This window comes from Sphingomonas sp. URHD0057, assembly GCF_000620665.1.
GTDB lineage: Bacteria > Pseudomonadota > Alphaproteobacteria > Sphingomonadales > Sphingomonadaceae > Sphingomicrobium.
On sequence record NZ_JIAU01000006.1, the window covers coordinates 149,177 to 174,336 of the forward strand.

Consider the following 25,160-nt stretch of genomic DNA (forward strand, 5'->3'; position numbering starts at 1 on the left):
CGACCAAGCTATTTGAGCTCCACGACCACCGGGCCGGACACCGGATCGGTCACGTTCCCGTCGCTGACCTCCTCGAGCGTATCGCGGAAGCTATCCAGCGTCGCGATCATGTGCGGCCGCGCCGCAGCCAGGCTGTCCATGTCGTCCCATTCGCCGATGATGCAGTAATCCTGCTCGCCAGTCTTGATCAGATTGACGCTGCGCAGGCCCGGCCAGTCGCGGTCGACCTGGCGATGCGCCTCGATGAACTCCTCGTCCCGGCCCGGCTTCACCGGGAAACGTACAGCGTTGAATGCAGTCATGACGGCTCTCCCGCGTCCCAACGGACAGCGGCAGCGGCCTTAGCCGATCACGATCGAGACGAACAGGAATCCCGCGGCAAAGGTCAAAGCGAAGAGCCGCAAATCGTCGTTTAGGGCGGGCGCAACGCAGACCGCGTCGGCCAGCGCTACGGCCCGCTTGCCGAAGCGGCGAGGGTCGCGTGCAAAGGCGGGCCGAGCGAGCTGCATGGCAAATCCTTAACGCGGCTTTTACCACGTTTAAACCTGCCATTTGCGCGATCGGCTCCCCTCGTCCCGGCACGGGACAAGGCGCTCTCTTCAGTCCGTTGGGTTAGCCGTGCGCGGCGCTGGACAGCGGCGGATCGCCGGCGCGGCGGCGCGAGTCGAGCAGCTCTCGCGCCTGCTCGGCCGGCATCGGCTTTCCGAAATACCAGCCCTGGCCGATTGCGCAGCCGAGCGTGATGACGGTGTCGAACGCGGCCTCGTTCTCAACCCCCTCGACGCAGACCGGCACCGAGAGGGCGCTGGCGAGGGTCGTCACGGCGCGGATGATCGCGACGCTTTCCCGCTTGGTATGGATGTTGGCGACGAAGCTGCGGTCGATCTTGATGATGTCGAAGGGCAGCGACTTCAGATGTCCCAACGACGAGAAGCCGGTGCCGAAATCGTCGAGCGCGAGACGCACGCCCTGGTTCTTGAGGCTGGTGACGATCGACCGCGCCAGGTCGATGTCGGCGAACAGCGAGCTTTCGGTGACCTCGACCACGAGCCGCTCGGCCGGGAAGGCGCTTTCGGAGAGAATGCGAACGATGCGCTGTGCGAGCCAGCTGTCGGCGAGCTGCACGGGCGAGATGTTGACCGAGATTTTGATCGACTGATCCCACGCGGCCGCCTCCCGCAAGGCCTCGGCAATCACTTGCTCGGAAAGCCGCCCGATCAGCCCGCTCTCCTCGGCCACCGGGATGAACACATCCGGACCGACGACGCCGGAAAGCGCGTGGTTCCACCGCGCCAGTACTTCAAAACCGACGATCTCGCCGGTCGCGAGGTCGACCTGCGGTTCAAAATAAGGAACGAATTGATGATGATCGAGCCCGTAGCGAATGCCCTGCTCGATCTCCCCCTGAGCGATCAGCGCCCGCTCCATCCCGGCGTCGAACCAGATCGGCCGCGCGACACGACCGTTCCGCGCATGATCCATCGCGATGTCGGCGCGGCGGAGCAGATCAGGAATGCGGGCGTCGGCCGCGGGGACCGAAGCGATGCCGGCGAAGGCGCCGACCTGCATGATCCGCTCGTCGATCACGAACGGCCGGGTGACCGCATGGAGTATGGTTTCCGCAAATTCTTCGGCCCGAGCGAGCTCGTCCGCGTGTAGACCTAGGGCAACGGCAAATTCGTCGCCGCTGAGGCGTGCGATCACGGCGTCGCCGCCCAGCTCATTGGTCAGCGCTTCGGCAATGCATTTCAACAGCCGATCGCCGGTCTCATAGCCGTGCTGGTCGTTGATCGTCTTGAAGCGATTGATCTGCAGCGAGATGATGACGACGTTGTCGCGGCGGGCAGCGGCATCTGCGCACAGCTCGCCCGCGCGGTCGGCAAACCCCTTGCGGTTGTAGAGCCCGGTGACGAAGTCGGTCGTCGCCAGAACCACCGCGCGCCGTTCCTGCTCGACTCGCATCTCCTCCTCGTGCTGGAGGTCCACATAGCGGCGCCAGCCGAACAGGATCAGCGCGACGTTGAGCGTCAGCGCGGTGCTGGCGATGCGGATTTCGCTGCCGAAATCTTCGCCGGCAAAGCGCAAATTGTGGAAGAAAGCATTGCCGTTCCAGATCAAGAGCATGACGGCGCAGATGAGGATCACAAGAACGAGGGCGTCGCGGCGCGCGCCGACCAGGCGCGAGCCCGACGATGACGTCTCGACAGCGGTGGCCTCCGATTGCGACACGCAACCGAAATAAACGACCACGCTTAATAAATTACTGTCCGAAATGGAGACAAACGGCCGGCCCGAACCGTTCGGGCCATCCACGATTGGCTGCGCTCTGCGATGGTGCGGACGGCGGGACTCGAACCCGCACGCCCATTAGGGGCAGAAGATTTTAAGTCTCCAGCGTCTACCGGTTCCGCCACGTCCGCCGGGATGCAAATGCATCATAAGTCGGCGTAGGCGGCTTCCTGCAGATTCAAGCGCTCGCGCATTTCCTTCCCCGGCTTGAAATAGGGCACGCGCTTGGCGTTGACCGACACGGATTCGCCGGTCCGCGGATTGCGGCCGACGCGCGCATCGCGCTGACGGGTGGAAAAGGCCCCGAAGCCACGAAGCTCGACGCGACCGCCTTTGGCAAGCTGATCGGTGATAGAATCGAAAATGGAGCTCACCACGCTCTCGACCTCGCGCTGGGTGAGGTCCGGAAAATCGGTGCACAGCTTCTGCACCAGCTCGGAACGGATCATCGGCAACCCCGCATCATGGAATTGGACAGGTCCCGGTACGCCCCCTGTACCCGCCGGGACTGCTTGCGCTGGAAGCTGTCAGGAAACATCTTCCGGCGCAAGCGTGATTCGAGCGGCATTATTCAAAAGAAATGCCGCATTTCCCGTTACTTCTCGGTTTCCGGGGCCTCGACTGCTTCCGCCACCGTTTCAGATTCGGCTTCGGCGGGCTCGGCTGCTTTCGCTTTGGCGGCCTTTGCCGGCTTGGCGGCCTTCGCCGGTTTCTCGGCCTTCACGGCCTTCTCGGGCTTGTCCGCCTTGGTTGGCTTCTCAGCAGCCTCGGCCTTGGCTGGCTTCTCGGCAGCCTCCGCCTTGGTTGGCTTCTCGGCAGCTTCCGCCTTCGCCGGCTTCGCGGCCTTGGATTGGGCTTCCTTCAGGGCTTGACCCAGAATATCGCCGAGCGACGCGCCGCTGTCGGACGAGCCGTATTGCGCGACGGCCTGCTTCTCTTCGGAGATCTGCAGCGCCTTGACTGAGAAATTCGGCTTCTTCGAGCGATCGTACCCGCTGACCATGGCGTCGAACTTCTGTCCGACCTGGAAACGCTCCGGACGCTGCTCGTCACGGTCGCGGCCGAGGTCGGTGCGCTTGATGAACCCGGTGACGCCGTCGTCGCCGACCTGAACGTCGAGCCCGGCATCCTGTACCGCGCGAACGATTACCGTGACCGTCTCGCCCTTGTTGACGCCGGCTCCGCCGCGAGCACCGCCAGAGCGCGCGCTTGCGCCCGCGCCAGCGCCGGTGCCGGCCCCGCCGCCCTCGAGCTGCTTCATGCCGAGGCTGATGCGCTCCTTCTCGACATCGACGTCGAGCACCTGCGCCTTGACCAGCTCACCCTTGCGGTGAAGTCCAAGCGCCTCCTCGCCCGACACGCCCCAGGCGATGTCGGACATGTGGACCATGCCGTCGACGTCCCCCTCGAGCCCGATGAACAGGCCGAACTCGGTTGCGTTCTTGACTTCGCCCTCGACCACCGAGCCGACCGGGTGGGCGCCCGCGAAGGCCTCCCACGGGTTCGACTGCGCCTGCTTGAGGCCGAGCGAAATCCGGCGCTTCTCCTGGTCGACTTCGAGCACCTTGACGTCGACTTCCTGCGAAGTGCTGACGATCTTGCCCGGGTGGACGTTCTTCTTGGTCCAGCTCATCTCGGAAACGTGGACGAGGCCCTCGATGCCCGCTTCCAGCTCGACGAAGGCGCCATATTCGGTGATGTTGGTGACCCGGCCGCGGAACGTACCGCCGATCGGATATTTAGCGGCCGCGCCCTCCCATGGATCGCTTTCGAGCTGCTTCATGCCGAGGCTGATGCGCTGCGTTTCCTTGTTGATGCGGATGATCTGCACCTTCACCGTGTCGCCGATGCCGAGCACCTCGGACGGGTGGTTGACCCGCTTGTACGAAATGTCGGTGACGTGGAGCAGGCCGTCGATCCCACCCAAATCGACGAACGCGCCGTAGTCGGTGATGTTCTTGACCACGCCCTCGATCACCTGACCCTCGGCGAGGCTCTGGATGAGGCCGCTGCGCTGCTCGGCGCGGGTCTCCTCGAGGATGGCGCGGCGCGACACGACGATATTGCCGCGGCGCCGGTCCATCTTCAAAATGACGAAGGGTTGCGGCAAGTCCATCAACGGACCGACGTCGCGCACCGGGCGAATGTCGACCTGGCTACCCGGGAGGAAGGCGACAGCGCCGCCGAGATCGACCGTGAAGCCGCCCTTCACGCGGCCGAAGATCACGCCCTCGACGCGGTTGGCGGCGGTGAATTCGCCCTCGAGCTTGTCCCACGCGGCTTCGCGGCGGGCGCGGTCGCGCGACAGCATCGCTTCGCCCTGGCTGTTCTCGACCCGGTCGACATAGACCTCGACCTCGTCGCCGATCTTGAGATCGGCCTTCTGGCCCGGCGCGGCGAACTCGCGCAGCGGCACCCGGCCCTCGCTCTTGAGGCCGACGTCGATGACCGCCATGTCATTCTCGATTCCCGTCACGGTGCCCTTCACCACCTTGCCTTCGAAGGTCTCGTTCTCGCCGCCGAGGCTTTCGTTGAGCAAGGCAGCGAAATCGTCGCGGGTCGGGAAAGTCGTGGTCGCCATAAGGTCTGTGTATCTCTCGTTACTTGTCGGGCCTGCCGCGTGGCGCGCCACCGTGGCGGGCCTTCACATGCGGACCTGGTCAAATGCACTGCCGCGAACGGACCATCCGGGCGCGGCGTCTTTGAACAGAACGTCCATGGCAAAAAGCGCGTCCCGGTTCCGGCCCGAAGCCGATGAACCGTACGCGCTCGCCAAAGAGACGGGCTGCCGCGAGCGCTGAATGGAGCACCCGCCGGACGGCGCGCGCCTTAGCTCAGCAGCAGTTTCAGAGCAAGGCTAAGCCGGGCGGCGGCCGGACGCGCAGCGTGTCAGGCGCCAACGCGGGCGCGCAGCTCCAGCGAACGGGGAGCGGCCAGCCGTCCATACCGGCGGTCGATCGTGCGGATTGCCGCCCGCGCCCCGCGGCCTCCGTGCTGCACTATCGCATCGGCTCGCGCGAGTTCACCATCGATTTTCGAATAAAACTCCTCACGGCATTGGCGATCGCCCGGCGACGGCTCTTCACGCGTCCGGTCGAGGAACTCGATCGCCTTGGCGAGCGACCTGCCGTTCATCATGTCATGTCCTTCGTGCGGCCGAACCTCGACCGACAACCGATCGAAGCAATGGCCACGCAGGCTGGACACAACCCGCTTGGCGTCCGCGGTATTGTACTCGTCCTCTTCGCCGGTCGAAAACACCATCGACATCCGCTCGAGAAGACGCTCGAAATTTTCGCGCGGCGGCAGTGGAAGGTCGTTCGAGCCGATGCTGTCCGAGCTACCGTCGAGAATCGCTCCTGAAAACACATCGGGGTAAGCCAGCGCCATCCGCTCGGCGATGCGCGCGCCGCCGGAGAAGCCCGCAATCCAAATGCGATCAGGATCGATCGCGTGGTTGCGAGCCACGTTGGCTGCGGCCGTCAATGCGAGCGGGATGCGCCGACCGAGCGGCGAGGTGTCGTTTCCGCTTCGCGCGGCGGTCACGAAGATCACCCCGCGGTCCTCCAGGGTCGGTGGCCAGCCGAGCGGCATCCCGGCTCCGTCGAGAGGGGAAACCCAGACGAGAAGCCCATAGCCTTTGGCGGGCTTTTCCGCCGGGACGTACAGGCCGAACTTCTCGTCCTTCGGGTTGATCGGAAAAGCGTTGAGGACCGCGGCATCGTTTTTCTTCGCCAAGTCTGCAGAGGCGAACGGGCTGAGCAGCCGCTTGATCAACTCGCCGTTTCTCGCCAGCGGCGTTGTTTCGGTAAAGGTTACCGCCTTGAATTTCGCGATGCTCCCCGGACTTGCGGCAATGGAGCAGAAAGCGACCAAGGCCCCGAATACGCGAAGCTTCATCAGACCGACGCTAGTTGCGAGCCTCAGTGCGGTCCAGCACCACTCCGGCGCACTGCAGAGATACCGGTTTTTCTTGGACGATTCTACGCCGGGCGGCGGCGGATGCGCGGCGTGAAGCGGGCATCGTCTGCGCTGTCGTCGGCCGTGGGGCTTTCGGGAGCTGACGCTTCGGACGCAGCGCCCTTCTCGCTCATGTCGAGGAAGGTGCGCACAGTCTCCGCCGAGACGGCGCGGCCGAACAGCCAGCCCTGGGCTTCGGAGCAGCCGAACTTTTGTAGCTCGTTGCGGATACTCTCCGATTCGACGCCCTCGGCCGTGATCGGGACGTTGAGCGTGTGACCAAGCTGCGCGATCGTCGCGACGATCGCGGCGGTCTGCTCGCTCTTGACCAGGGTGGCGATGAAGCTCTTGTCGATCTTGATCCGGTCGACCGGCAAAGTGTGGAGCTGGGCCAGGCTCGCGTAACCGGTGCCGAAATCGTCGAGGCTGATGCTGATCCCGACGTTCTTCAGGCTCTGGATGATGGTGGTGAACTGGTCGCGGTCCTCGAGCAGGGAGCCTTCGGTGATCTCGATCTCGAGGCGGTGCGCGGGGAAGCCGGTCGCGGCCAGCACCTTCATGATCTGCTCGGCGAGCGAGGCGTCGCGGAACTGCACCGGCGAGATGTTGACCGCGATCTTGAGGTGCTGGGGCCAAACACGCGCCTCGCGCAGCGCAGTTTCCATCACCGCCAGGGTCAGCGGGCCGACCAGCCCGGTTGCTTCGGCGACTTCGATGAACGCTTCGGCCTCGACGAAGCCGCGGGTCGGCGAGCGCCAGCGGGCAAGCGCCTCGAAGCCAACCAGCTCGCGAGTCTGGAGGTCGATCAGCGGCTGGAAGAACGGCACGAACTCGCCGAGCCTCACCCCGGCCCGGATGTCCTCTTCCAGTTTTAGCCGCTCGGTGAGCTCGCGCTCGAGTTCCTCGTCGAACCAAGCGAGGCAATTCCGGCCGGCGCGCTTGGCCGCGTAGAGCGCGACGTCGCTCTGGCGCAGAATGTCCTCTTCGGATTGGCCGCGGGCGAGCTCGGCCAGGCCGATCGACGCCGAGACCTGGACCTGGGACCCGCCGAGAAGGACGGGTGCAGCGAGCTGGGCGATGATGGCACGAGCAACCCGCTCGGCCCCCACGGCGGTCGAATTCGCCAGCAGCACCGCGAATTCGTCTCCGCCGATGCGCGCGCAACAGGCCGCCGCGGGCGCGGCTCGGGTTAAGGTTTCGGCGAAGACCGCCAACAGCTGATCGCCGGCAAGATGGCCGTGAAGGTCGTTGACCCGCTTGAAATGGTCGAGGTCGAGAAGAAGCAATGCGCCGGAGGTTTTGGTTTCGCGTGCCTCGGTCAGGCAACGCAACAGCTCGCGCCGGTTGGACAGGCCTGTGGCGGGATCGGTGTTGGCATTGCGATGCGCCGCCCGCTCCGATTCCTCATAGGCCTCGAGGGCCTCCTTGAGATCCTTGGAACGGCGCCACCCGAACAGGATGATGGCGATGTTGAGGAGGAAGGCGACCGTCAGCGTGCTATTGGCATCGGGGACGGGCGCGCCCCTCAGCGCACCCGGAAGGACCTGGCTGCCGAGCCCGACGAACAGCAGCAGCGCGGCGATCGTCGCGCAGCTCGTGATCAAATGGCTGCTCGCGATGCGAACGGCGTTGCGGCTTGCTCCGTGCACTCTTGATTCACCTGGCTTGAAACTCAGCCACTCCCATGTGTCAGGAAAACATTGAGAATAGCTTTACCGGTCATCGGCCATCCCATCGGATGGATAGGAATATTCCTATTGCATCTAGGAAACAGATAGGGAACATGAGGCGCCGGAGTCGCTCATCATGCTTGTTCTCGATCCTTCGATGGTGATTGCCGTCGCCGCCCTCATCACCAGCCTGTCCGCGTTGATCTGGGCCGTGCGGCGAAAGCCGTGATGCGCTAAAGGCGCAGCGATGTTTGAAGGCTGGCAAGATTATTTCCTGCTCGTCGGATCCGCCGCGGCGGCGCTGATCGGACTGTTGTTCGTGGTCGTGACGCTGACCGCGGGGCGCGAGCGGTCGACGCTCGAGCTCGGGCAACGCTTCTACATGAGCCCGATCGTGGCCGATCTCGCCGCGATCCTCGTCCTCAGCGGGGCGGCGATGATGCCCCACCTCCACCCGACCCCATTCGGCTGGTTCATCGCTGCCGCCGGCCTCGTCGGGTTCATCGCCGACATGCGCATCGCACAGGGCATCGGCCGGCTCAGCATTCCGGGCGAAAACATGCTGTTCGACCGGTCGTGGTATGGGCTCGTCCCCGCGCTCGTTTCGCTCCTGATCGGCGGTGCGGGAGTTTCGGTCCTCCTGCGCATCGGCTGGGCCCCCTTCGCGCTCGCGGTCGCGTTGATGGTTCTGCTGCTTGTCTGCGTCCACAACGCCTGGGACCTGGTCACCTATATCGCGCCGCAAGCGGGCCAGCCGCCGACGCAGAAGCTGGAAGAAAAGGAATGAGCGCAAGTCCGCGTTAACCACGGCTGCTGACCCTAGCTTAGCGACTTGCTGCGAGACTTGCGGACATGATCGCCGTCCGCTTTCTCGCCGCCGTCGCGGCGCTCGCCTTCGCTATTCCTGCGCAGGCCCAGCAATGGGAGGGCGCAACCGGAACCCTCGCCCGGCGCCTGCTCGACGCGCACAATCGTGAGCGCGCCGCGGTCGGCGCCGCGCCGCTCGAGTGGGACGCGCAGCTCGCGGCACACGCCGCCTCTTACGGTCCGGCCCTCGCGAGCATCCGCAGTCTGGTGCACTCCCCGCGGCAAGGGCGGCCCGGCGAGCGCGAGAACCTCGCCATGGCGTGGCACGGGACCCTGACGCCCGAACAATTCATCGCCTTATGGTCGCGCGAAAAAGGCATGCTTCAGCCCGCCGCCCTCGGGCTCGGCTGCCCAGTGCAATTCGGCTGCATGACCTTTCCCGCGGCGAGCCGGACGGGGCGCTGGGAGGATGTTGCGCACTACACGCAGATGGTGTGGCCGACGACCACCCGAGTCGGCTGCGCCATCTTCGCCGCCGACTGGGACTATCTTGTCTGCCGATACTCGCCGCCAGGAAACATCGATGGCAAGCCGGTATTCGCGGCGGCCCTGGCCCACGATCCCCTGGCGCCACTGAATAGCCCATCGGGCCGCTAGGCGCGGCAAAATCCGGCGCCTTTTCACGGTTATTTGCGAATAACGCCGTATCGACATCGACCGACGCTTGGTTGATCTTCCTTCCGTTCTGGGAGGGCGAGTGAAATGGCGGGCGTGCGTTTGAAAGCCGGCCTGGGCGCGTTTGCCGCGGCGGCGTTGGGAGCGATCGGCTGGGCCTGCGCCGGAGGTCCCGACGCCCCGACCTGGACCTTGGTCAAGCCAGAGTTCGACGAATACGGAAGCGCGGCGGTGCTGCTTCCGAGCAACGACACGCGGGTGAACCTGCTGCTGTTGCTCGCGGATCGCCGCGGAGCGATCGTCCGCGATCCCAACGCCAAGGCCGAGGGGGTGCCGCTCGCCCTGTTCCCGTGGTCGGTGATGTCCGAAAAGGCGCTGCCGCCGGTCGAGCCGGACTATGCCTACGATCGCTATTACGGAACGCGGTGCCAATCGAACCAGGCCGGCGCTGCGGCGTTCATCGCGGCGGTCCTGGCCAATGCGCACCTGGACGAGCGAGATCGCGCGAAATTGATCGCCGCTCGCCAAAACCTTAGTCCCGAGGCCAAGGAGGTCCATCAATATATCGGCGACCTCAATTGTGGCGCGGCGCCGCTATCGAACGTGGAGGCTCTGTCGCCCCCGGCCCGCGAGTTCGCCGTCTATCTCTCAGGGGCACGGGACTTCTACGCGGGTGAGTTCGTGCGCTCCGAGAGCGAGTTTCGAGAGCTCGCGAAGGCGAGTGATCCGTGGTTGAGGGAAACCGCGTCGTACATGGTCGCGCGGACCTTGCTGACGCGGGCCCTCGAGAAATCGATGACGCAATGGGGCTCGCTGGAAAAAGACCCCGCAAAGCGCGACGCCGCCACCGTAAGTGCGGCGGGCACTGCCTTCCAGAGCTATCTCAAGGACTATCCTGACGGGTTTTATTCGGCCTCCGCGCGCGGGCTGATGCGCCGCGTCTATTGGCTCACCGGGAACGACACTGCGCTCGCCGCCGAATATGCGCAGCAGGTCGACAGCCGAGAGAACCTCGCCGACGCCGCGGCGGCGATCGAACTGGTTGACGAGATCGACAACAAATTGCCGCTGCCGACCCTGCAGCCCCAGGCAGTCCGCGATCCCATCCTGCTGGCGGTCGTCGACCTCAACCGGATGCGTCACCCGGAGGATGAGAGCCTGCGCGAATATTGCTGCGGTCCGGCGATCACCAAGGCTGAGATCGACGGCCAGCGCGCTCAGTTCGGCAATGACAGCGAGCTGTTCGACTATGTCCGGGCTGCGGAAGCCTCCTTCGTCCGCCACCAGCCGGGCGAGGTGCTTCAACTGCTTCCCGATGCAGCGCGGCAGCCGCGCTTCACCTACCTGCAGTTCAGCCGCCAGATGCTTCGGGGGCTGGCGCTCGAAGCCGCCGGCGATCGCAATGCGCGCGGCTTCTGGCTGAGCCTGTTCTCCGGAGCGGTTCAGCCATACCAGCGCGAAGCGGTCGAGCTGGAACTTGCGCTGCACGACGAGAAGGCCGGCCGACTCGATCTGGTGTTCGCGCCCAGTTCGCCGGTGGCCCACCCAATCATGCGCGCGATCCTGCTTGAAGAGGTGGCTGGACCTGACCTCCTGCGGCAGCAGGCAAGCCGCCCTGGAGTGCCGCAATATGAGCGCGAAGCCGCGCTCTACACCTTGCTCACCAAGGAAGTCCGGCGGGGCTATTACCGGAGCTTCATTGGTGACGCCCGACTGGTGCCCGCCGACGCACCGGCGGATGCTTGGTACTCGCCTGCAATTTTCTACTCGCCACGGTGGTCGACGACGCTCAATCGGCCGCCGCTTGGCAAGTATGGGCCCAAGGCGCCGCTCGGCGATTATGGCTGCCCGGCGCTGACTGCGACGCTGTCGCAGCTCGTTGCGAAGCCCGCTTCAATCCGGGGGCGTCTGTGCCTCGGCGAATATTTCCGAGCGAACGGCTTCACCTGGTACCCGGAAGGGACCGGCACCGGCTATTATGATGCGCTGCACAAGCCGGGCACTCTCGGCAGCAGCAGGGAGCTCTTTCCCCAGGGCCGTCCTTATTCTCGCCTCGAGGACTATAAGGCGATCATGAGCGACCGGGCGGCAACCGCCGACGAGAAAGCGCTGGCGCTCAACCGGGCAGTCCGCTGCTACGCGCCGAGCCACTCAAACGACTGTGGCGGGGTCGAGGTGAGCCTGGCCGTGCGACGCGGCTGGTTCAATCGGCTGCGCGCGCAATATCCTCAGTCGCGGTGGGCCAAAGACCTGAAATATTATTGGTGAGACGGTGCGCCTTTGCGCTGGCGGGACTGCTGCTGGCCGGATGCCGCGAGCCGGATCGAGTCGACGCGCGCGACTATGACGCTTTCTGGCTGTGGGCGGGGGTCGCGCCGCAACCGGTGCTCGAGCAGGCGCGGACGATCTACATCCTCGATGGCGAAGTCCGCGATGGAGCCGCGATTCGATTCACGCGCCTCCTCGCCCAGCCTCCGCGGCTTCGTGACAAGCAGGTCTGGCTCGTTGTGCGCACCGACACGATCGATTGGCCCGCGGAGGCTTACGAACCCGTCTTGCGTGACCTCGAAGCCTGGCACGACCCCGCCGGCGTGCAGATCGATTTCGACGCGAAGACGCGCAAGCTCGGCCGATACGCCGCGTTCCTGCGCGACTTCCGCAATCGGCTGCCCGGACGCTATCGCCTGTCGGTGACGGGGCTGCTCGACTGGAGCGCGAACGGCGATCCGCAAGCGCTGCGCAGCCTACGTGGGACGGTCGATGAGGTCGTCATCCAGACCTACCAGGGGCGCAGCACGATCTGGGGCTATGAGCGCTATTTCGAACGGATGCGCGGCTTTCCAATCCCGTTCAGGGTCGGGCTGGTGCAAGGCGGACGCTGGATCGAACCCGCGTCGCTGCCAACCGAGCGGAACTTCAAGGGCTATGTCGTCTTCCTGATAAATCCGCGCCGCTAGCCGGCGGCCCGCTCCTCGATCAGCCGGATCGCCTCGGCGATCGCGCCGTCGATATCGAGCTCAGTGGTGTCCAACAGGATCGCGTCGTCGGCGGCCCTGAGCGGCGCGACGTCGCGCTGCGAATCCCGCGCATCGCGGGCGCGGATGTCGGCGAGCACATCTTCGAGATGCGCCGGCATGCCGCGGGCCATCAACTCTCCCATCCGGCGGCGCGCCCGGACCTCGGGAGTCGCGGTGACGAACAGCTTCACGTTGGCTTCAGGTGCAATGACGGTTCCGATGTCGCGCCCGTCCAGAACTGCGCCGCCCGGCTGGCCGGCAAAATCCTGCTGCCGCTCGAGTAGGGCCGCGCGCACGGCCGGGTAAGCCGAGATCGCCGAAGCGATCTGCGATACCGGCTCGCTCCTCAGCTCGGGATCGTCATGGTCGATCCCCAGCTCATGGCAGGCGCGCAAGGCTTCGAACTCGTTCCCCGGGTCGCCACCCCACCGCCACAGGTTGAGGGCGACGGCGCGGTACAGCAGGCCCGTGTCCATGTGCGGGAGACCGTAATGCCTGGCGAGCGCGCGGGCGATGGTGCCCTTACCGCTCGCGGCGGGCCCGTCGACGGCGATGAGGAGGGCCTTCCGTGAGGCCAGCGATGCACTATTTTCAGCCAAGGCGGGCGCTTTGACAGGGCCATATCGCTATGGCAAGGCGCGCGGCCGAACGCCGGGCATGGCCCGCGACCAACGCTTTTTACTGGAGTAAAACCCTGATGGTGAAGCCCGAATGGGGCACCAAGCGCACTTGCCCCAAGTGCTCGACCCGCTTTTACGATCTGACCAACGACAATCCCGTGCACTGCATCGAATGCGGCACCGACTTCATTCCCGACCCGGTGTTGAAGTCGAAGCAGCCGATGGCGTTCGAGCCGGCGGCAGCGCCGGTGAAGGAGCCGGTCGCCGATCCGGAGCTCGAAGCCGAGGATTTGGCGGTCGACGAGGATGCCGAAATCAGCGCCGACGAGGAAGTCGACCTTGAAACCGGCGACGACGACCTTGGCGTCGAGACGGCCGGCGAGGACGACGAGTCCTAGCCGCGTTTCCGGCGTTCGCAGACGTGGCGCGCCGCACTGTCGGACGGTTCTTGCCGCGTCGTTCCTGAACGGGCATGGTTCGCCAAATTCTGGGGCGAATCCATGATATTAGTATGTAGCGCGGCACCGCGTGACGGAGCTTTGCGATGAGCGCGCTCGACGTCGACAATGTGACCAAGAGGTTCGATCGCACGATTGCGGTCGATGGCTTGAGCTTCGCCGTGCCCGAAGGCCAGGTGTTCGGCTTCCTCGGCGGCAATGGCGCCGGAAAGACCACGACGTTGCGCATGGCGCTCGACATCATCCGTCCAACCGAAGGCCGGCTGACGGTGCTCGGCCGCTCCCCCGGCCGCGAGAATGCCGCCGACATCGGCTTCCTTCCGGAGGAGCGCGGGCTTTATCGGCAGATGACCGCGATCGACACGATCGTCTATTTCGGCCGCCTCAAGGGCATGACCGCCCATGACGCGCGGACCGAGGGCCTGGCCTTGCTCGAGCGCTTCGGCCTCGGCGACAATGCGCGGTTCACCATCGACAAGCTGTCCAAGGGCATGGCGCAAAAGGTGCAGCTCGCCACCGCGGTGGTGAACCGCCCGAAGCTGTTGATCCTCGACGAGCCCTTCTCCGGCCTCGACCCGGTCAACCAAAGACTGCTCGAGGATGAAATCCGCCGCGCGTCCGCGAATGGCGCGACCGTCGTTTTCTCGACCCATGTCATGCAGCACGCCGAGCGGCTGTGCGACAAGCTCCTGCTCCTCGCACGGGGCCGCAAGAAGTTCGAAGGCACGCTCGACGAAGCACGCGCGCAATTGCCGGCACGCCTTTCGGTCGTGGCGCGGCAGTCGCTCGCCGGGGTCGCAGGGGTCAAGAGTTGCGTGCCGGCCGGCACTGCGAAGGACGGCTGGCAGGAATGGGACGTGGAGCTAAACCCGGGCGTGGCCGCGGGTGACGTGCTGCAAGTATGCACCGAGCAGTCGATTTCACTGCGACGGTTCGACGAGCGCCGCGCCAGCCTCCACGATGTATTCCTGCAGATTGTCGGCCCAGCGGAGGCCCGCCCATGAACAACGTCCTCATCATCGCCGCCCGCGAGTTCCGCCAAATCACCTCCATGCGCAGCTTCTGGCTTACGCTACTCATCCTGCCGATCGCTTTGTCGCTGGGCCCCATCGCGCAACGCTTCCTCAACGACGACGGCGCCGACCGGGTCATCGTCATCGACCGCACCGGCGGCGGCGAAGCGCGCTCGATCGCGCAGCGCCTCGCCGCCGACCAGGACCGCGAGCTGCTGCAGAAGCTGTCGCGCTACGTCCAGCGCCACAAGCTGGAACGAGCGGATCCGGCGGCGCCGTGGGCGAGTCACGATCGCTGGTACAGCGACGCCGACGTCGGGCAGTTTCTGGACTCGGGCGGTCTCGACGCCGCCCTTGCGAAGATCGCCCGGGTCAAATCGTCCGAAGCGCCCGACTTCAAGCCGCCAACGGCCGATTATGCGGTGATCGAAACGCCCGCGCTCGCGACCCTGCCCGATGCCCAGCTTGATGCGGCGGTCCAGCGCTACCTGAAACCCGCCGGCGATAAGGCGAAGCCGGTCGACTACGTCCTCCTCATTCCGAGGGAGTTCGGAGCCAGCCCGGTGGTCCGCCTATGGGCGCGAGGTGAAGCAAGGCCGGGCTTCGTCGCGGCAATCCAGGACGTGCTGACGCGCGACCTTCGTTCGCGCTTTCTCCAGAGCCAGGGCCTGTCGCCGCAGGCCGCCCAGGCCGCCACCGTGATTGCTCCGACGCTAGCCGTCTCCTCCCCTCCTCCGGGCGGCGGGGCGCGCGAAGCGATGCTGGTGCGCTCGATCCTGCCGCTCGCCGCGTCCTATTTGTTGATGATGAGCCTGATGCTGTCGGGCAGCTGGATGCTTCAGGGCACCGTCGAGGAACGCTCGAACAAGCTGCTTGAAACGGTGCTGGCGTGCGTCAGCCCGGAAGAGCTGATGTACGGCAAGCTGCTCGGGACCATCGCGGTCGGACTGTCGATGATCGTTGCCTGGGTCGGGTGCGGCATCGTCGCCGCTTATGCCACGCATGGCGTCATCGCCGACCTCATCCGGCCGGCGCTCGAGCCGTTGACCTCGCCGGGGACGATCATCGCGCTGATCTACTTCTTCATCACCGGCTATGTCGGCGTCTCGGTGATCTTCCTGGCGATCGGCGGGATGAGCGATTCGATGCGCGAGGCGCAGGGCTATCTGATGCCGGTGCTGCTCGCGATCCTGATGCCGATCACCTTCCTGCTGCAGGCGATCGTCGCCGGACGCGGCGGAGTGCTGGTCGAGGTCCTGACCTGGGTCCCGCTCTGGACTCCGTTCGCGGTGCTGGCGCGGCTGGGGATCGGCATCCCGACCTGGGAAGTGATCGGCAGCGGTCTGGTGCTGGCGGCGTTCACGGCCATGTCGCTGGTGCTGGTCGGCCGCCTGTTCCGGGCCAGCCTGCTCGCCCAGGGCCAGCGGCCGAACCTCCGGCAGGTCATCGCCCGCATGCGCCACGGCGGCTACTCCGCGATCGGCTGAACGATTGCGGCGACCCGAGATTTTAGGGGATTTACGCGAGGGAGAAGTTCCGCCTAAAGGCGCGGGCACGGGGCCGTAGCTCAGCTGGGAGAGCGTCGCAATGGCATTGCGAAGGTCAGGGGTTCGATCCCCCTCGGCTCCACCAACCCCCTAGTCCGTCGTCGTTCCAACGACTGGTTTTGTGCTGCTCCAGCGATTGTGCGACTACCTGCGCCCATGACCAAACCGGCAAACAGGATTGTCAGCGCCGACATCGGCGGAACACACGCGCGCTTTGCGATTGCGACCATCGACGCCGAGCGAATCGAGCTTGGCGAGCCGGTCACCCTGCGCACGGCCGATCACGTCAGCTTTGAGAGCGCCTGGAACGAGTTCGAGCGTCAATCGGGGACCGCGCTGCCGCGGGAGCTGTCGATCGCCATTGCCGGACCGGTGGACGACGCGGAGCTGTCGCTGACCAACAGCCAGTGGCGCTTCAACCGCGACCGGATGGTCGAGGAACTCGGCCTCCATTCGATCACCTTGTTGAACGATTTCGGCGCGGTCGCCCATGCCGTTGCGACCGTCGGCGAGGCCGCGCTGTTGCACATCGCGGGCCCCGATGAGCCGCTACCCGAGCGCGGGGTTGTGACCGTCGTCGGCCCGGGCACCGGCCTCGGCGCGGCGGCGCTCCTGCGCCGGAGCAAGGACGAATATGAGATTCTCGAAACCGAGGCCGGGCACATGGATTTCTCCCCGCTCGACGCGCTCGAGGACCAGATCGTGAAGGAGCTTCGCAAGACCTTCCGCCGCGTCTCGGTCGAGCGGCTCGTGTCCGGGCCGGGCCTTCGCAACATCTATGACGTGCTCGCCCTGGTTGAAGGCGAAGCCGCCGGAATCCGCGGCGAGACCGAGCTGTGGACGGCTGCTCTTGCGCTAACCGACAGCCTCGCCACCTTGGCGCTCGAGCGGTTTTGCATGTGCTTCGGGGCGGTCGCTGGGGATTTCGCGCTCGCCCATGGGGCAAGCGCAGTCGTGATCGGTGGCGGAATTGGCAAGCGCCTCAAGGACTATCTGCCAGGTTCGGGCTTTGCCGATCGCTTCGCCGCCAAGGGCCGGTTTTCGTCCCGGCTCGCCGCGATGCCGGTGAAGCTGATCACGCACCCGGAGCCAGGCCTGCTCGGCGCCGCTGCCGCCTACGTGCAAAAATCACGCGCCTCTCAGTAGAGGAACATCGGCATCCGCTCGATGCGCATCAGCTTGGCGCGATAGAGCGCAGGGTCGTAGAGGCCGGAAACGTCGACAGACTTTCGGCCCGTTTCGAGCGTGCCGATCGGCACGTGGTCGTAGCGGCCATCCTTCAGCGCCAGCATCCGGCCGGTCTCGCCGCGCGACATCAGCTGCACCGCAAGGGCGCCAAAGGCGAGGCCGACCATGCGGTCCATCGCGTCGGGCTCACCCGCCCGCATAAGGTAGGCGAGCTCCTGGACGACGGTGCCGAAGCCGAGGTCCTGCTTGATGTGATGGCTGATGCGGCTGCTGACGCTCATTTCCTCGCGATCGCTGGCCGGCAAGGAGCGGATGGAATCGTCCAGCGCCGGCTCGCCGGCGATCGTCGCGCCTTCGGATACGACGCACATCGCGTAGCCTTCGCCGCTGTCGCTCTTGTCCCTGGCGAGCAGGGGCAGAAGCACGTCAAGGTCGACGGGGATCTCCGCGATCACCGTCCGGTCGACCTGGGCAAGGAACCCCGCCAGCAACGCCGTCTCGCCGCTGCGCCGGCCGAACAGCTCGACGATCCCGATGCGCTCGTGGCTGCCGACGGTCGTTCGAAGCGCATTGATCGCTTCCACCGATCGGCTCACCGCAGTCGAGAAACCGATCGAATAGTCGGTTCCGAACACGTCATTATCCATCGTTTTCGGGATCGAGACGACCGGCAACCCCTGCCGCGAGAGATGCGCGGAGAAGCGCAGCGTCCCGTCGCCGCCAAGCGTGATCATCGCCTCGATGCCAAGGCGATCGAGAACGCTCAGCACTTTGTTCGTCCGATCGCCCTCGGAACCGACGCGCGGGTCGACGCGCGAGGTGTGAAGGATCGTGCCGCCCATTCGGTCGATGCTGCGGACAGACGCTCTATTCAGCGGCATGGTGTTGTCGGCAACCGAGGCCGGATCGTCGGGGTCGATCGCGAGGACGCCTTCCCACCCACGCTTGAGCCCAATCACTTCCCAGCCGAGATCATCGGCGGACAGCGTGACCGCACGGATGCAGGCATTGAGGCCGGGCACGTCGCCGCCGCCAGTCAGGATGCCGATTCTCACCTGTTGATACCCCCGCCGAATGCTAGTTGATTTGACTACGATCAGGAGCCTTAACCGCGATCCAGTTCTAAGTCAGCGCGGCTCCTTGTGCGGCTGGTATTTCGCTGCCAGTAGCGGACAAATCAGGAGGGGTCATCAAGCCACCTCCATCACCCGGTTGTTCCCGCACAAGGGTTTACGCAACCGTCAAATGGTCGTCACTCCGGACATTGGGAACGCGGCAATTGCTTAGCTCTTCGACTCTTTCCGACCGGCGGCACCTGTGGGCTTTCGGGTTCGGAGTGCTCGCAGTCACCGTCGGCGTCCTGCTTCACATCCCGATGTTCCTGATGGGGCGGGACATGGGTTTCCGCCTCTCCGGCATGCCGATCGGACCGGACATGGTGACGGGGATGGTCGCCATCATCGGCGGCATCGGAATTGCCGCCTACGGATTGCTTCCGCGCAACATCTCGCAACAGCTGTCGGCGTCGCAGGAAATCGTCGTTTCGCCGCCCGAGGATGCCCCACTGACGGCCGCCCATTGGGGACTGATGGCGGTACTCGTCATCGCTCTCATCATCGACATTATGAAGCCGGCAAGCCTCGGCTTTACCATTCCCGGGATGATCAGCGAATATCATCAACCCAAGGCGAGCGTGTCGATGGTCCCTTTCTCCGCGCTGATCGGAACCGTGGTCGGTTCAATCGTCTGGGGAACGCTGGCCGACATCTATGGTCGCAAGGCCTCGATCCTGCTCTCGGCCGTGATGTTCGTTGGCACCTCGATCTGCGGGGCCATGCCCTCTTTGTGGTGGAACGTCGGCATGTGCTTCATGATGGGCGCCGCGGCGGGCGGGATGCTGCCCGTCACCTACGCGCTTTTGGCCGAGATGATTCCGAGCAAGCATCGGGGCTGGGCGCTGGTATTGGTTGGCGGCCTGGGCGCGGTCGGCGGCTATTTCGCGGCGAGCGGCCTGTCGGCGTTGCTCCAGCCGATTTTCAGCTGGAGAATCCTGTGGCTTCTCAACCTGCCGACAGGCCTCTCGCTCGTCCTCCTCGGGGCGTTCATTCCGGAATCCGCCAAGTTCTTGCTGGCCCGCGGTCGCCGCGAGGAAGCGAGAGCGATCATGCAGCGATTCGGCTCGACCGCACGCCACGCCCGCGCGGCCGAACAGCTCGCGCTGCAGAAAGGAGCAGCGGTCGCGCTCACCGGCCGAGCTTTCATCGGAAAACTGTCGGCACTCTCGCTCGCGGCGATCTGCTACGGGCTGATCAACTTCGGCTTGCTGCTCTGGCTTCCCGCGGATCTGGTGTCCCGGGGATATAGCGTTGAAATCACCAGCAAGCTCCTCGCCGAATCCGCCCTCATCGCGTTCCCGACCGTCTTTGTCGCTGCTTTCGCCTACAGCCGGCTCAGCTCGAAATGGTCGGTCGTGGGCGCGATCGCGGTGACGATCGTTGGCTTGCTCGGAGTGCTGCAGCTCGAATTCCTAGGCAGCGGGAGCCCGGTCGTTCCCGTGGCGCTTCTGATCGTCGGCACCAATGCGCTGATCGCCATGCTCCTCCCCTACACCGCCGAAAGTTTCCCGCTGCGCATCCGCGGCCGCACGACCGGCACCGTCGCGGCCTGCAGCAAGGCCGGCGGGGTGATCGCGCAGTTCTTCGCGATCCTCGCTCTGGTCCCGCCGCTTTTCCTCGTCTCGCTGATCATCGTCGTGCCGACCGTTGCTGCTCTGGCCTTGCTGGCATGGTTCGGCCGCGAAACACGCGGCCGCGATCTCCGCGACCTCGACCCCGACGGCCACACGTTCGCCGCAACCGGAATGTAGCGGCGTAAGCGAGACCGGCGATTACTGCGCTTGCCACACGCGTACGTAATCCACCTCCATCCGCTGCGGCATAGCGGCATCGTCGATCCCCTTCTGGCTCGCCCAATCGCCACCGATGGCAAGGTTCAGGATGAGGTCGAACGGGGCGTCGAACGGCCACTCCGCCTTTCCGTCCGCCGGTTGCCGGCGGTGACGGAGGATGCCGCGGCCATCGACGCCGATGGTGATCGAATCCGGGCGCCAGTCGAGCTGGTAGCGATGGAAAGCGCGGCAACTGCTCGGCACCAGCCGCTGCGCGCTCCGCTGCGTGCCGATCCGGTGGTTGTAGGCCAGGGTATGGAGTGTCGAGTAAATCAGGTTCGGCTCGGCCCCCACCTGCTCCATGATGTCGATCTCGCCATCGTCGGGCCATTTCGTCATCGGCTGGCGAAGCATCCAGATCGCCGGCCAGGTGCCCGGCGCGCACGGCAGCTTGGCGCGGATTTCGTAGAAGCCGTAGGTCCAGGCGCGCGTCGAGACGATCTTGGCGGACGTGTAATTTTGCCCGCCCCAGTCGGGGAATTGCCGGGGGGCTTCGTGGCGCGCTTCCATGATCATGGCGCCATGCCGGACCTGCAGGTTCCGGCCGGGCGAATAATATTGCTTCTCGTTGTTGAACCAGCCGCGTTTGTTGAAGGCGGTGTCATAGCGCCATCGGGTGAGCTCGAGCGTGCGGCCGTTGAACTCGTCTCGCCAGACGAGGCGCATGTTCGCCGGCCGGCGGACCGGTCCATCGTAGGTGGAGTTGGTTACGGTGAACGGCGACAAAGCGGCGAGCGCCAGGGCCGGCATCAAGATCACGTCGGTCTCCCCTTCATGGGATCGGCGAGCCCTGGGCGGGCAATAGCACGGCGGGACCGGCGCGCCCCTCACGCGCCGCCGCCGCGAACAGCGCGATGAATGCATAACCAACCAGCGGGACCGCGAAGGCAGCAGAGAGCCCGAAGCGGTCGGCGAGTGCTCCAACCGCCAGCGGCAACAGCGCGCCGCCGAAGATCGCCACGCACAACAGGCCCGAAGTCGCGCTCTGCGACACGCCGGACCGCTCCAGCGTGATGGTGAAGATGGTCGGGAACATGATGGAATTGAAAAAGCCGATCGCGAGCGCGGCATAGCCGGCGACGGGACCGTGGCCCGTAAGGACCGTCACACACAAGGCGGCAGCCACGACCCCGCACGTTCCCAGCAGTCGATCCGCACGCATTCGGGTTAGCAGCACCGTCCCGACGATCCGGCCGCACAGCGCCCCGCCCCAATAGAAATTGGCCAGGTACCCGCCGGCAACCTCGAACGGCAGGCCAAGCACCTGCGGCTGGTTGAGGAAGTTGATCATGATGCTTCCGATCGACACCTCGGCGCCGACGTAGAGACCGATCGCGACCGCGCCGAACACTGCCCAGCGCGACCGCAGCGCCTCGAACATCCCCGCCGGCGCGGGGCGCAGCTGATCGGGCGCGGCGCTCGAAAGGCGTTTTCGCAACATCGCGAACAACAGCAGCAGCGACATCAGCAGCGCCGCCATGATCACATAAGCGCGATCGACCGAGCTGAGGATCGTAGCGCGGTTCGGCATTCCACCCGCCTGTCGCGGAAAGCCGCCCAGCATCACGAGCGAGCCGAAATGGACCCCGAGCACAACGCCGAGCGAATTGAAGGCTTGCGCGAAGTTCAACCGGAAATGCCGACGGTGCGGCGGTCCGAGCTCGGCGGCGAGCGGGTTGGCCGCGACCTGCAGGCCGGTGAACCCCGCCGCCAGCACGAACAGTGCGGCGAGGATTGGCAGGAAGCTGTTGGTATCGGTGCTGAGCATCACCGCGAGGCAGCCGACAATCATCACCGCCAGCGAGCCGAGGATCGTGTCGATCGAACCGATCCGGCTGCACAGCCAGGCCGCGGGCAAGGACAGCAGCCCGTTGGCGAGGAACGAAACGATCTGGGTCAGCAGCGCCTCGGTATAATTGAGGCTGAAAGCGGCGCGCAAAGTGACGACCAGCGGATCGTTGTTCGAGGTGATGAAGCCCCATGCGAAGAACAAAGTGGTGACCGCCGAGAACGCGAGCAGCGACCGCCTGCTCTCTGGCGCGAGGCGCGTCACCGGCCGCCTATGCCGCCCCAGCGCAAGGTCGCGACCGATCCCACGGCGAGCGGCACGACATACCGGCTGCCGTCGATCGCCACGCTGACCGGACCCTCGCCCGAGTTGCGATGCAGGATGGCGACGCGGCTCCCGTCTCGATTGACGAACGCCGCCGCCTCGACCCCGGAGTCGCGCTTGGTGGCGGCGACGCGGTAGGCGCCGGGAAGCACGAAGCGGCTCGCGTGACCGAGCACATAATATTCGACGTTGCGCGTGATAGCGCCGGTCGCCGGGTCAATCGTGACGACGCCCCGGCAATCGGCGCAGCCGCCCTTGTGGGGCCCATGCGCGGGATCCAGCACAAGATTCCACAGCAGCACCCCGCGCGACCAATTGTTGGCGCCGCCGATGATCAGCTTGTCCGTCATCCAGCCAAGAGTCTCGTCGAACTTGGGCTGCCATTCGCCGCCCGAGCATTCGGTGAACCAGGTATCCTTGTCGGGAAAGGCGTCGTGGACCTGCGACTGGGCCGGGACATCGCCTTCGTAGCAATGCCAGGCGACGCCCGCGACATAGCGCCTGGCGACCGGGTCGGAGAGCACCGTCCACGGCATCTCCGGATTGTCCCAATTGTGATCGTAATCGAGGATCTGGGTTTTCAGCCTGCGCGCGCGCAGCGCCGGGCCGACGAAGCCGCCGATGATCTTGGCGCGATCGGGCGAATTGACCCGCATCCCGGGATAGGAATCGGGCTCGAAGTCGGGCTCGTTCTGGATGGTCAGCATCGCGACCGACACGCCTTCGCGCTCGAATCCCTCGACGGTGCGCGCGAGATAATTGGCGAATGCCGGATAATATTGCGGAAGCAACTGCCCTTGGATCAGGCTGCGCGTCGTCTTCATCCACGCCGGCGCGCTCCACGGGCTGATCATCACCTTGAGCTCGGGGTTGAGCGCCAATGCCTCGCGCACCCGCGGAAGCACATATTGGCGCGCCGGCGCGATCGAGAAATAGCGAAGCTCGGGATCGGGCGCGTTCCCGGGCGTATCGTCATAGCTGTAGTGGGTGCGCGAGAAGTCCGACGCTCCGACCGTCAGCCGAGTGAAGGACAGGCCGAGGCCGCCGTCTGCCCGCCCGAACAGCTCGGCCATGATCGCTTTGCGCTTGTCGTCCGGCAGGCGAGAGAAAAGCTCCGCCGACGCATCCGTCATCGCCGCGCCAAACCCCTGCATCCGCTGGAACCGGCGGGCGGCATCGATGGTGACGGTTTCGTCTCCCGTCGCGGGCCCGGTGGGCGCGACGATCGGTTGCGGCGCCAGCTTTTGCGACTGGTCGGCGGTCGTCAGCCACATTTCCGCGGGGGCTTGAGCCGGCGGCGCAATGGATGTGCAGCCGGCCGTTAGCACCAGGCCGAAGAGCGCGGCCGCGATGCGCTTCATGCGACCGGCTCGGCCGGGCAATATTTGCTCACATACTCGTCGTGCGAGGGCATGACGTCGAGGCACCGATCGATCGTCGCGGCGATATTGCCGAGGAATTGCTCGATCTCCAAATCGCCCTTGATCGCGACGAGCGGGTCGTAGCCGCGCGGAACGAGCCCCTGGCCGAGGAACACCTGGATCCAGCTTTCTTCGCCGAACAGCTCGTGGTTTTCGCGGAAGATGCGACCGTTGGAGCGCCAAACGTCGATCTTGTTCGTCAGCGTTTCGGGCAGCTCCATGTTGCGGCAATATTCCCAGAAGTCGCCGTCGCGCTGGTTCGCCCAATAATGAAGCACGATGAAGTCGCGCACGCGCTCCCATTCGAAATCCGATTGGCGGTTGAATTCGTCGATCGTAGCCTGGTCGGTCTTGCCGTCGGGGAACAGCCGAACGAGGCGGATCGCGGCGGATTGCACGAGGTGGATGCTGGTCGATTCGAGCGGCTCGAGGAACCCGGCGGCGAGGCCCAGCGCGACGCAATTGCGGTTCCACATCTTCTTGCGCTTGCCGCTGGTGAAGCGAAGGCGGTTGGGATTGGCGAGCTGCTCTCCGTCGAGGTTCGCGAGCAGCAGCTTTTCCGCCGAGTCGTCGTCGATATGTTTGCTGGAATAGACAAGGCCGTTGCCGGTGCGGTGCTGGAGCGGGATCCGCCATTGCCAACCCGGATCGCGCGCGGTCGATCGCGTGAACGGATGAAGCGGCTCGGTCCTCTTGCACGGAACGGCCATCGCACGGTCGCACGGCAGCCAGTGGCTCCAGTCCTCGTAGCCAGTCTTGAGAGTCTGCTCGATCAAGAGGCCGCGGAAGCCCGAGCAATCGATGAAGAAGTCGGCTTCGATGACCCGGCCGTCTTCCATGGTGATCGAGGCAAGGTCGCCATTCTCGGCGGTCTGAACGTCGACGATGCGACCCTCCGTCCGCTTGGCGCCATGCTGCTCGGCAAGCCCGCGCAGATATTTGGCATAGAGCGAGGCGTCGAAGTGGAAGGCATAGACGATATGGCCGATCGGGGATTCCGCCATCTCGATTCTGGGGTGCATGAACTTGTCCGCCCGGGCGGCAGCGGTGTTGATCGAAAAGTCGCCGAAATCGCGAGCCCGCCCAAGCTGATTGGCGCGAAGCCAATATTGATGGCAACGCAGCCATTCCCAGTCCTGCCCGATGATCCCGAACCCGTGCTGGTAGCGCTCGCCCTCCTTGAACCAGTCGACGAACTCGATCCCGAGCTTGAAGGTCGCCTGGGTCCGCTGCATGAACTCGACTTCGTTGAGATCGATCAGCTCATTATATTCCTTGATGACGGGGATGGTCGCTTCGCCCACGCCGACCGTGCCGATGGCCTCGCTCTCGACCAGCTCGATGTCCCACAGGCCGCGGAACAACCTGCCGAACAAAGCGGCGGCCATCCACCCGGCCGTGCCGCCCCCGACAATGAGAATCTTCTTCATCGGCC

General features: G+C 65.2%; 21 protein-coding genes, 2 tRNA genes and 1 pseudogene. 10 read left to right on the forward strand and 14 right to left on the reverse strand.

Going from position 1 to position 25,160, the window contains the following annotated elements; all coding sequences use genetic code 11:
* Positions 1 to 8 precede the first annotated feature (8 nt).
* The 8 genes and pseudogenes from N539_RS0104680 to N539_RS15465 form a co-directional block, all read right to left on the reverse strand.
* Positions 9 to 302 (reverse strand): antibiotic biosynthesis monooxygenase family protein, encoded by a 294-nt coding sequence (locus N539_RS0104680; protein WP_028969336.1) that lies wholly within the window; start codon positions 300 to 302, stop codon positions 9 to 11.
* Positions 303 to 341: 39 nt separating this feature from the next.
* The gene (locus N539_RS18390) at positions 342 to 509 is read right to left on the reverse strand and encodes a hypothetical protein (RefSeq protein WP_156029759.1); all 168 of its coding nucleotides are present in this window, start codon (positions 507 to 509) and stop codon (positions 342 to 344) included.
* Between the two features lie 103 nt (positions 510 to 612).
* Entirely contained in the window at positions 613 to 2,250 is a 1,638-nt protein-coding gene (locus N539_RS15455; protein WP_051531386.1) for a putative bifunctional diguanylate cyclase/phosphodiesterase, read from the reverse strand.
* Positions 2,251 to 2,332: 82 nt separating this feature from the next.
* Positions 2,333 to 2,420 (reverse strand) — tRNA-Leu (locus tag N539_RS0104695).
* Positions 2,421 to 2,435: 15 nt separating this feature from the next.
* A complete protein-coding gene (locus N539_RS0104700) occupies positions 2,436 to 2,738 on the reverse strand; it encodes an integration host factor subunit beta (protein WP_028969337.1) in 303 nt (100 codons plus the stop codon).
* Between the two features lie 410 nt (positions 2,739 to 3,148).
* Positions 3,149 to 4,870 (reverse strand): annotated as a pseudogene (rpsA, locus tag N539_RS15460) (30S ribosomal protein S1); the annotation flags it as partial.
* Positions 4,871 to 5,178: 308 nt separating this feature from the next.
* Positions 5,179 to 6,189: a PHB depolymerase family esterase gene (locus tag N539_RS0104710; protein ID WP_028969338.1), complete on the reverse strand. Its 1,011-nt coding sequence runs from the start codon at positions 6,187 to 6,189 to the stop codon at positions 5,179 to 5,181.
* Between the two features lie 83 nt (positions 6,190 to 6,272).
* Positions 6,273 to 7,898, reverse strand: a complete 1,626-nt coding sequence (locus N539_RS15465; RefSeq protein ID WP_051531388.1) for a putative bifunctional diguanylate cyclase/phosphodiesterase — start codon at positions 7,896 to 7,898, stop codon at positions 6,273 to 6,275.
* 268 nt (positions 7,899 to 8,166) lie between these two features.
* Between N539_RS15465 and N539_RS0104725 the strand changes: the two genes are divergently transcribed.
* The 4 genes from N539_RS0104725 to N539_RS0104740 all read left to right on the forward strand — a co-directional run bounded on the left by N539_RS0104725 (position 8,167) and on the right by N539_RS0104740 (position 12,358).
* Entirely contained in the window at positions 8,167 to 8,706 is a 540-nt protein-coding gene (locus N539_RS0104725) for a hypothetical protein (RefSeq protein ID WP_028969339.1), read from the forward strand.
* A gap of 65 nt (positions 8,707 to 8,771) precedes the next feature.
* Positions 8,772 to 9,383, forward strand: coding sequence for a CAP domain-containing protein (locus N539_RS15470; protein WP_051531390.1), 612 nt, complete (start codon positions 8,772 to 8,774; stop codon positions 9,381 to 9,383).
* A gap of 114 nt (positions 9,384 to 9,497) precedes the next feature.
* Complete coding sequence (locus N539_RS0104735; protein ID WP_156029761.1) at positions 9,498 to 11,669, forward strand: hypothetical protein; 2,172 nt, start codon at positions 9,498 to 9,500, stop codon at positions 11,667 to 11,669.
* Positions 11,666 to 12,358 (forward strand): DUF3142 domain-containing protein, encoded by a 693-nt coding sequence (locus N539_RS0104740; protein WP_197018341.1) that lies wholly within the window; start codon positions 11,666 to 11,668, stop codon positions 12,356 to 12,358. Before N539_RS0104735 ends, N539_RS0104740 begins: the two co-directional genes overlap by 4 nt.
* On the opposite strand, the gene cmk is transcribed toward N539_RS0104740, so the two are convergent.
* The gene (gene cmk, locus N539_RS0104745) at positions 12,355 to 13,017 is read right to left on the reverse strand and encodes a (d)CMP kinase (protein WP_231462878.1); all 663 of its coding nucleotides are present in this window, start codon (positions 13,015 to 13,017) and stop codon (positions 12,355 to 12,357) included. The genes N539_RS0104740 and cmk overlap by 4 nt on opposite strands.
* Before the next feature lie 98 nt (positions 13,018 to 13,115).
* On the opposite strand from cmk, the gene N539_RS0104750 reads away from it, so the two are divergent.
* From N539_RS0104750 to N539_RS0104770, 5 genes are all read left to right on the forward strand, one after another.
* Entirely contained in the window at positions 13,116 to 13,436 is a 321-nt protein-coding gene (locus N539_RS0104750; RefSeq protein WP_028969343.1) for a TIGR02300 family protein, read from the forward strand.
* A 146-nt stretch (positions 13,437 to 13,582) separates the two neighbouring features.
* Positions 13,583 to 14,500, forward strand: a complete 918-nt coding sequence (locus N539_RS0104755) for an ABC transporter ATP-binding protein (protein WP_028969344.1) — start codon at positions 13,583 to 13,585, stop codon at positions 14,498 to 14,500.
* Positions 14,497 to 15,996, forward strand: a complete 1,500-nt coding sequence (locus tag N539_RS0104760; protein ID WP_028969345.1) for an ABC transporter permease — start codon at positions 14,497 to 14,499, stop codon at positions 15,994 to 15,996. Before N539_RS0104755 ends, N539_RS0104760 begins: the two co-directional genes overlap by 4 nt.
* Positions 15,997 to 16,065: 69 nt before the next feature.
* Positions 16,066 to 16,141: transfer RNA gene (locus N539_RS0104765), tRNA-Ala, on the forward strand.
* Between the two features lie 71 nt (positions 16,142 to 16,212).
* Positions 16,213 to 17,202, forward strand: a complete 990-nt coding sequence (locus tag N539_RS0104770; RefSeq protein WP_028969346.1) for a glucokinase — start codon at positions 16,213 to 16,215, stop codon at positions 17,200 to 17,202.
* On the opposite strand, the gene N539_RS0104775 is transcribed toward N539_RS0104770, so the two are convergent.
* Complete coding sequence (locus N539_RS0104775) at positions 17,196 to 18,299, reverse strand: 6-phosphofructokinase (RefSeq protein WP_028969347.1); 1,104 nt, start codon at positions 18,297 to 18,299, stop codon at positions 17,196 to 17,198. The genes N539_RS0104770 and N539_RS0104775 overlap by 7 nt on opposite strands.
* A 281-nt stretch (positions 18,300 to 18,580) precedes the next feature.
* Between N539_RS0104775 and N539_RS15475 the strand changes: the two genes are divergently transcribed.
* Positions 18,581 to 20,110 (forward strand): MFS transporter, encoded by a 1,530-nt coding sequence (locus N539_RS15475; protein ID WP_231462881.1) that lies wholly within the window; start codon positions 18,581 to 18,583, stop codon positions 20,108 to 20,110.
* Between the two features lie 21 nt (positions 20,111 to 20,131).
* Here N539_RS15475 and N539_RS0104785 read toward each other — a convergent pair whose 3' ends face one another.
* From N539_RS0104785 to N539_RS0104800, 4 genes are read right to left on the reverse strand one after another with little or no spacing between them, the layout of a single operon-like run.
* Complete coding sequence (locus N539_RS0104785; protein ID WP_051531504.1) at positions 20,132 to 20,941, reverse strand: glycoside hydrolase family 16 protein; 810 nt, start codon at positions 20,939 to 20,941, stop codon at positions 20,132 to 20,134.
* Positions 20,942 to 20,963: 22 nt separating this feature from the next.
* Positions 20,964 to 22,244, reverse strand: coding sequence for a glucose/galactose MFS transporter (gene gluP / locus N539_RS0104790; protein WP_231462882.1), 1,281 nt, complete (start codon positions 22,242 to 22,244; stop codon positions 20,964 to 20,966).
* A complete protein-coding gene (locus tag N539_RS15480) occupies positions 22,241 to 23,665 on the reverse strand; it encodes a glycoside hydrolase family 30 protein (RefSeq protein WP_051531394.1) in 1,425 nt (474 codons plus the stop codon). Before N539_RS15480 ends, gluP begins: the two co-directional genes overlap by 4 nt.
* The gene (locus N539_RS0104800; RefSeq protein ID WP_028969350.1) at positions 23,662 to 25,155 is read right to left on the reverse strand and encodes a tryptophan halogenase family protein; all 1,494 of its coding nucleotides are present in this window, start codon (positions 25,153 to 25,155) and stop codon (positions 23,662 to 23,664) included. The genes N539_RS15480 and N539_RS0104800 overlap by 4 nt, the downstream gene beginning before the upstream one ends.
* Positions 25,156 to 25,160 lie beyond the last annotated feature (5 nt).

What these genes read in the sequence shown, in the direction of transcription:
- N539_RS0104680 (WP_028969336.1), bottom strand. Translation starts at nt 302, where the DNA reads ATGACTGCATTCAACGCTGTACGTTTCCCGGTGAAGCCGGGCCGGGAC.
- N539_RS18390 (WP_156029759.1), bottom strand. Translation starts at nt 509, where the DNA reads ATGCAGCTCGCTCGGCCCGCCTTTGCACGCGACCCTCGCCGCTTCGGC.
- N539_RS0104700 (WP_028969337.1), bottom strand. Translation starts at nt 2,738, where the DNA reads ATGATCCGTTCCGAGCTGGTGCAGAAGCTGTGCACCGATTTTCCGGAC.
- N539_RS0104710 (WP_028969338.1), bottom strand. Translation starts at nt 6,189, where the DNA reads ATGAAGCTTCGCGTATTCGGGGCCTTGGTCGCTTTCTGCTCCATTGCC.
- N539_RS0104725 (WP_028969339.1), top strand. Translation starts at nt 8,167, where the DNA reads ATGTTTGAAGGCTGGCAAGATTATTTCCTGCTCGTCGGATCCGCCGCG.
- N539_RS15470 (WP_051531390.1), top strand. Translation starts at nt 8,772, where the DNA reads ATGATCGCCGTCCGCTTTCTCGCCGCCGTCGCGGCGCTCGCCTTCGCT.
- N539_RS0104750 (WP_028969343.1), top strand. Translation starts at nt 13,116, where the DNA reads ATGGTGAAGCCCGAATGGGGCACCAAGCGCACTTGCCCCAAGTGCTCG.
- N539_RS0104755 (WP_028969344.1), top strand. Translation starts at nt 13,583, where the DNA reads ATGAGCGCGCTCGACGTCGACAATGTGACCAAGAGGTTCGATCGCACG.
- N539_RS0104760 (WP_028969345.1), top strand. Translation starts at nt 14,497, where the DNA reads ATGAACAACGTCCTCATCATCGCCGCCCGCGAGTTCCGCCAAATCACC.
- N539_RS0104770 (WP_028969346.1), top strand. Translation starts at nt 16,213, where the DNA reads ATGACCAAACCGGCAAACAGGATTGTCAGCGCCGACATCGGCGGAACA.
- N539_RS0104785 (WP_051531504.1), bottom strand. Translation starts at nt 20,941, where the DNA reads ATGCCGGCCCTGGCGCTCGCCGCTTTGTCGCCGTTCACCGTAACCAAC.
- N539_RS15480 (WP_051531394.1), bottom strand. Translation starts at nt 23,665, where the DNA reads ATGAAGCGCATCGCGGCCGCGCTCTTCGGCCTGGTGCTAACGGCCGGC.
- N539_RS0104800 (WP_028969350.1), bottom strand. Translation starts at nt 25,155, where the DNA reads ATGAAGAAGATTCTCATTGTCGGGGGCGGCACGGCCGGGTGGATGGCC.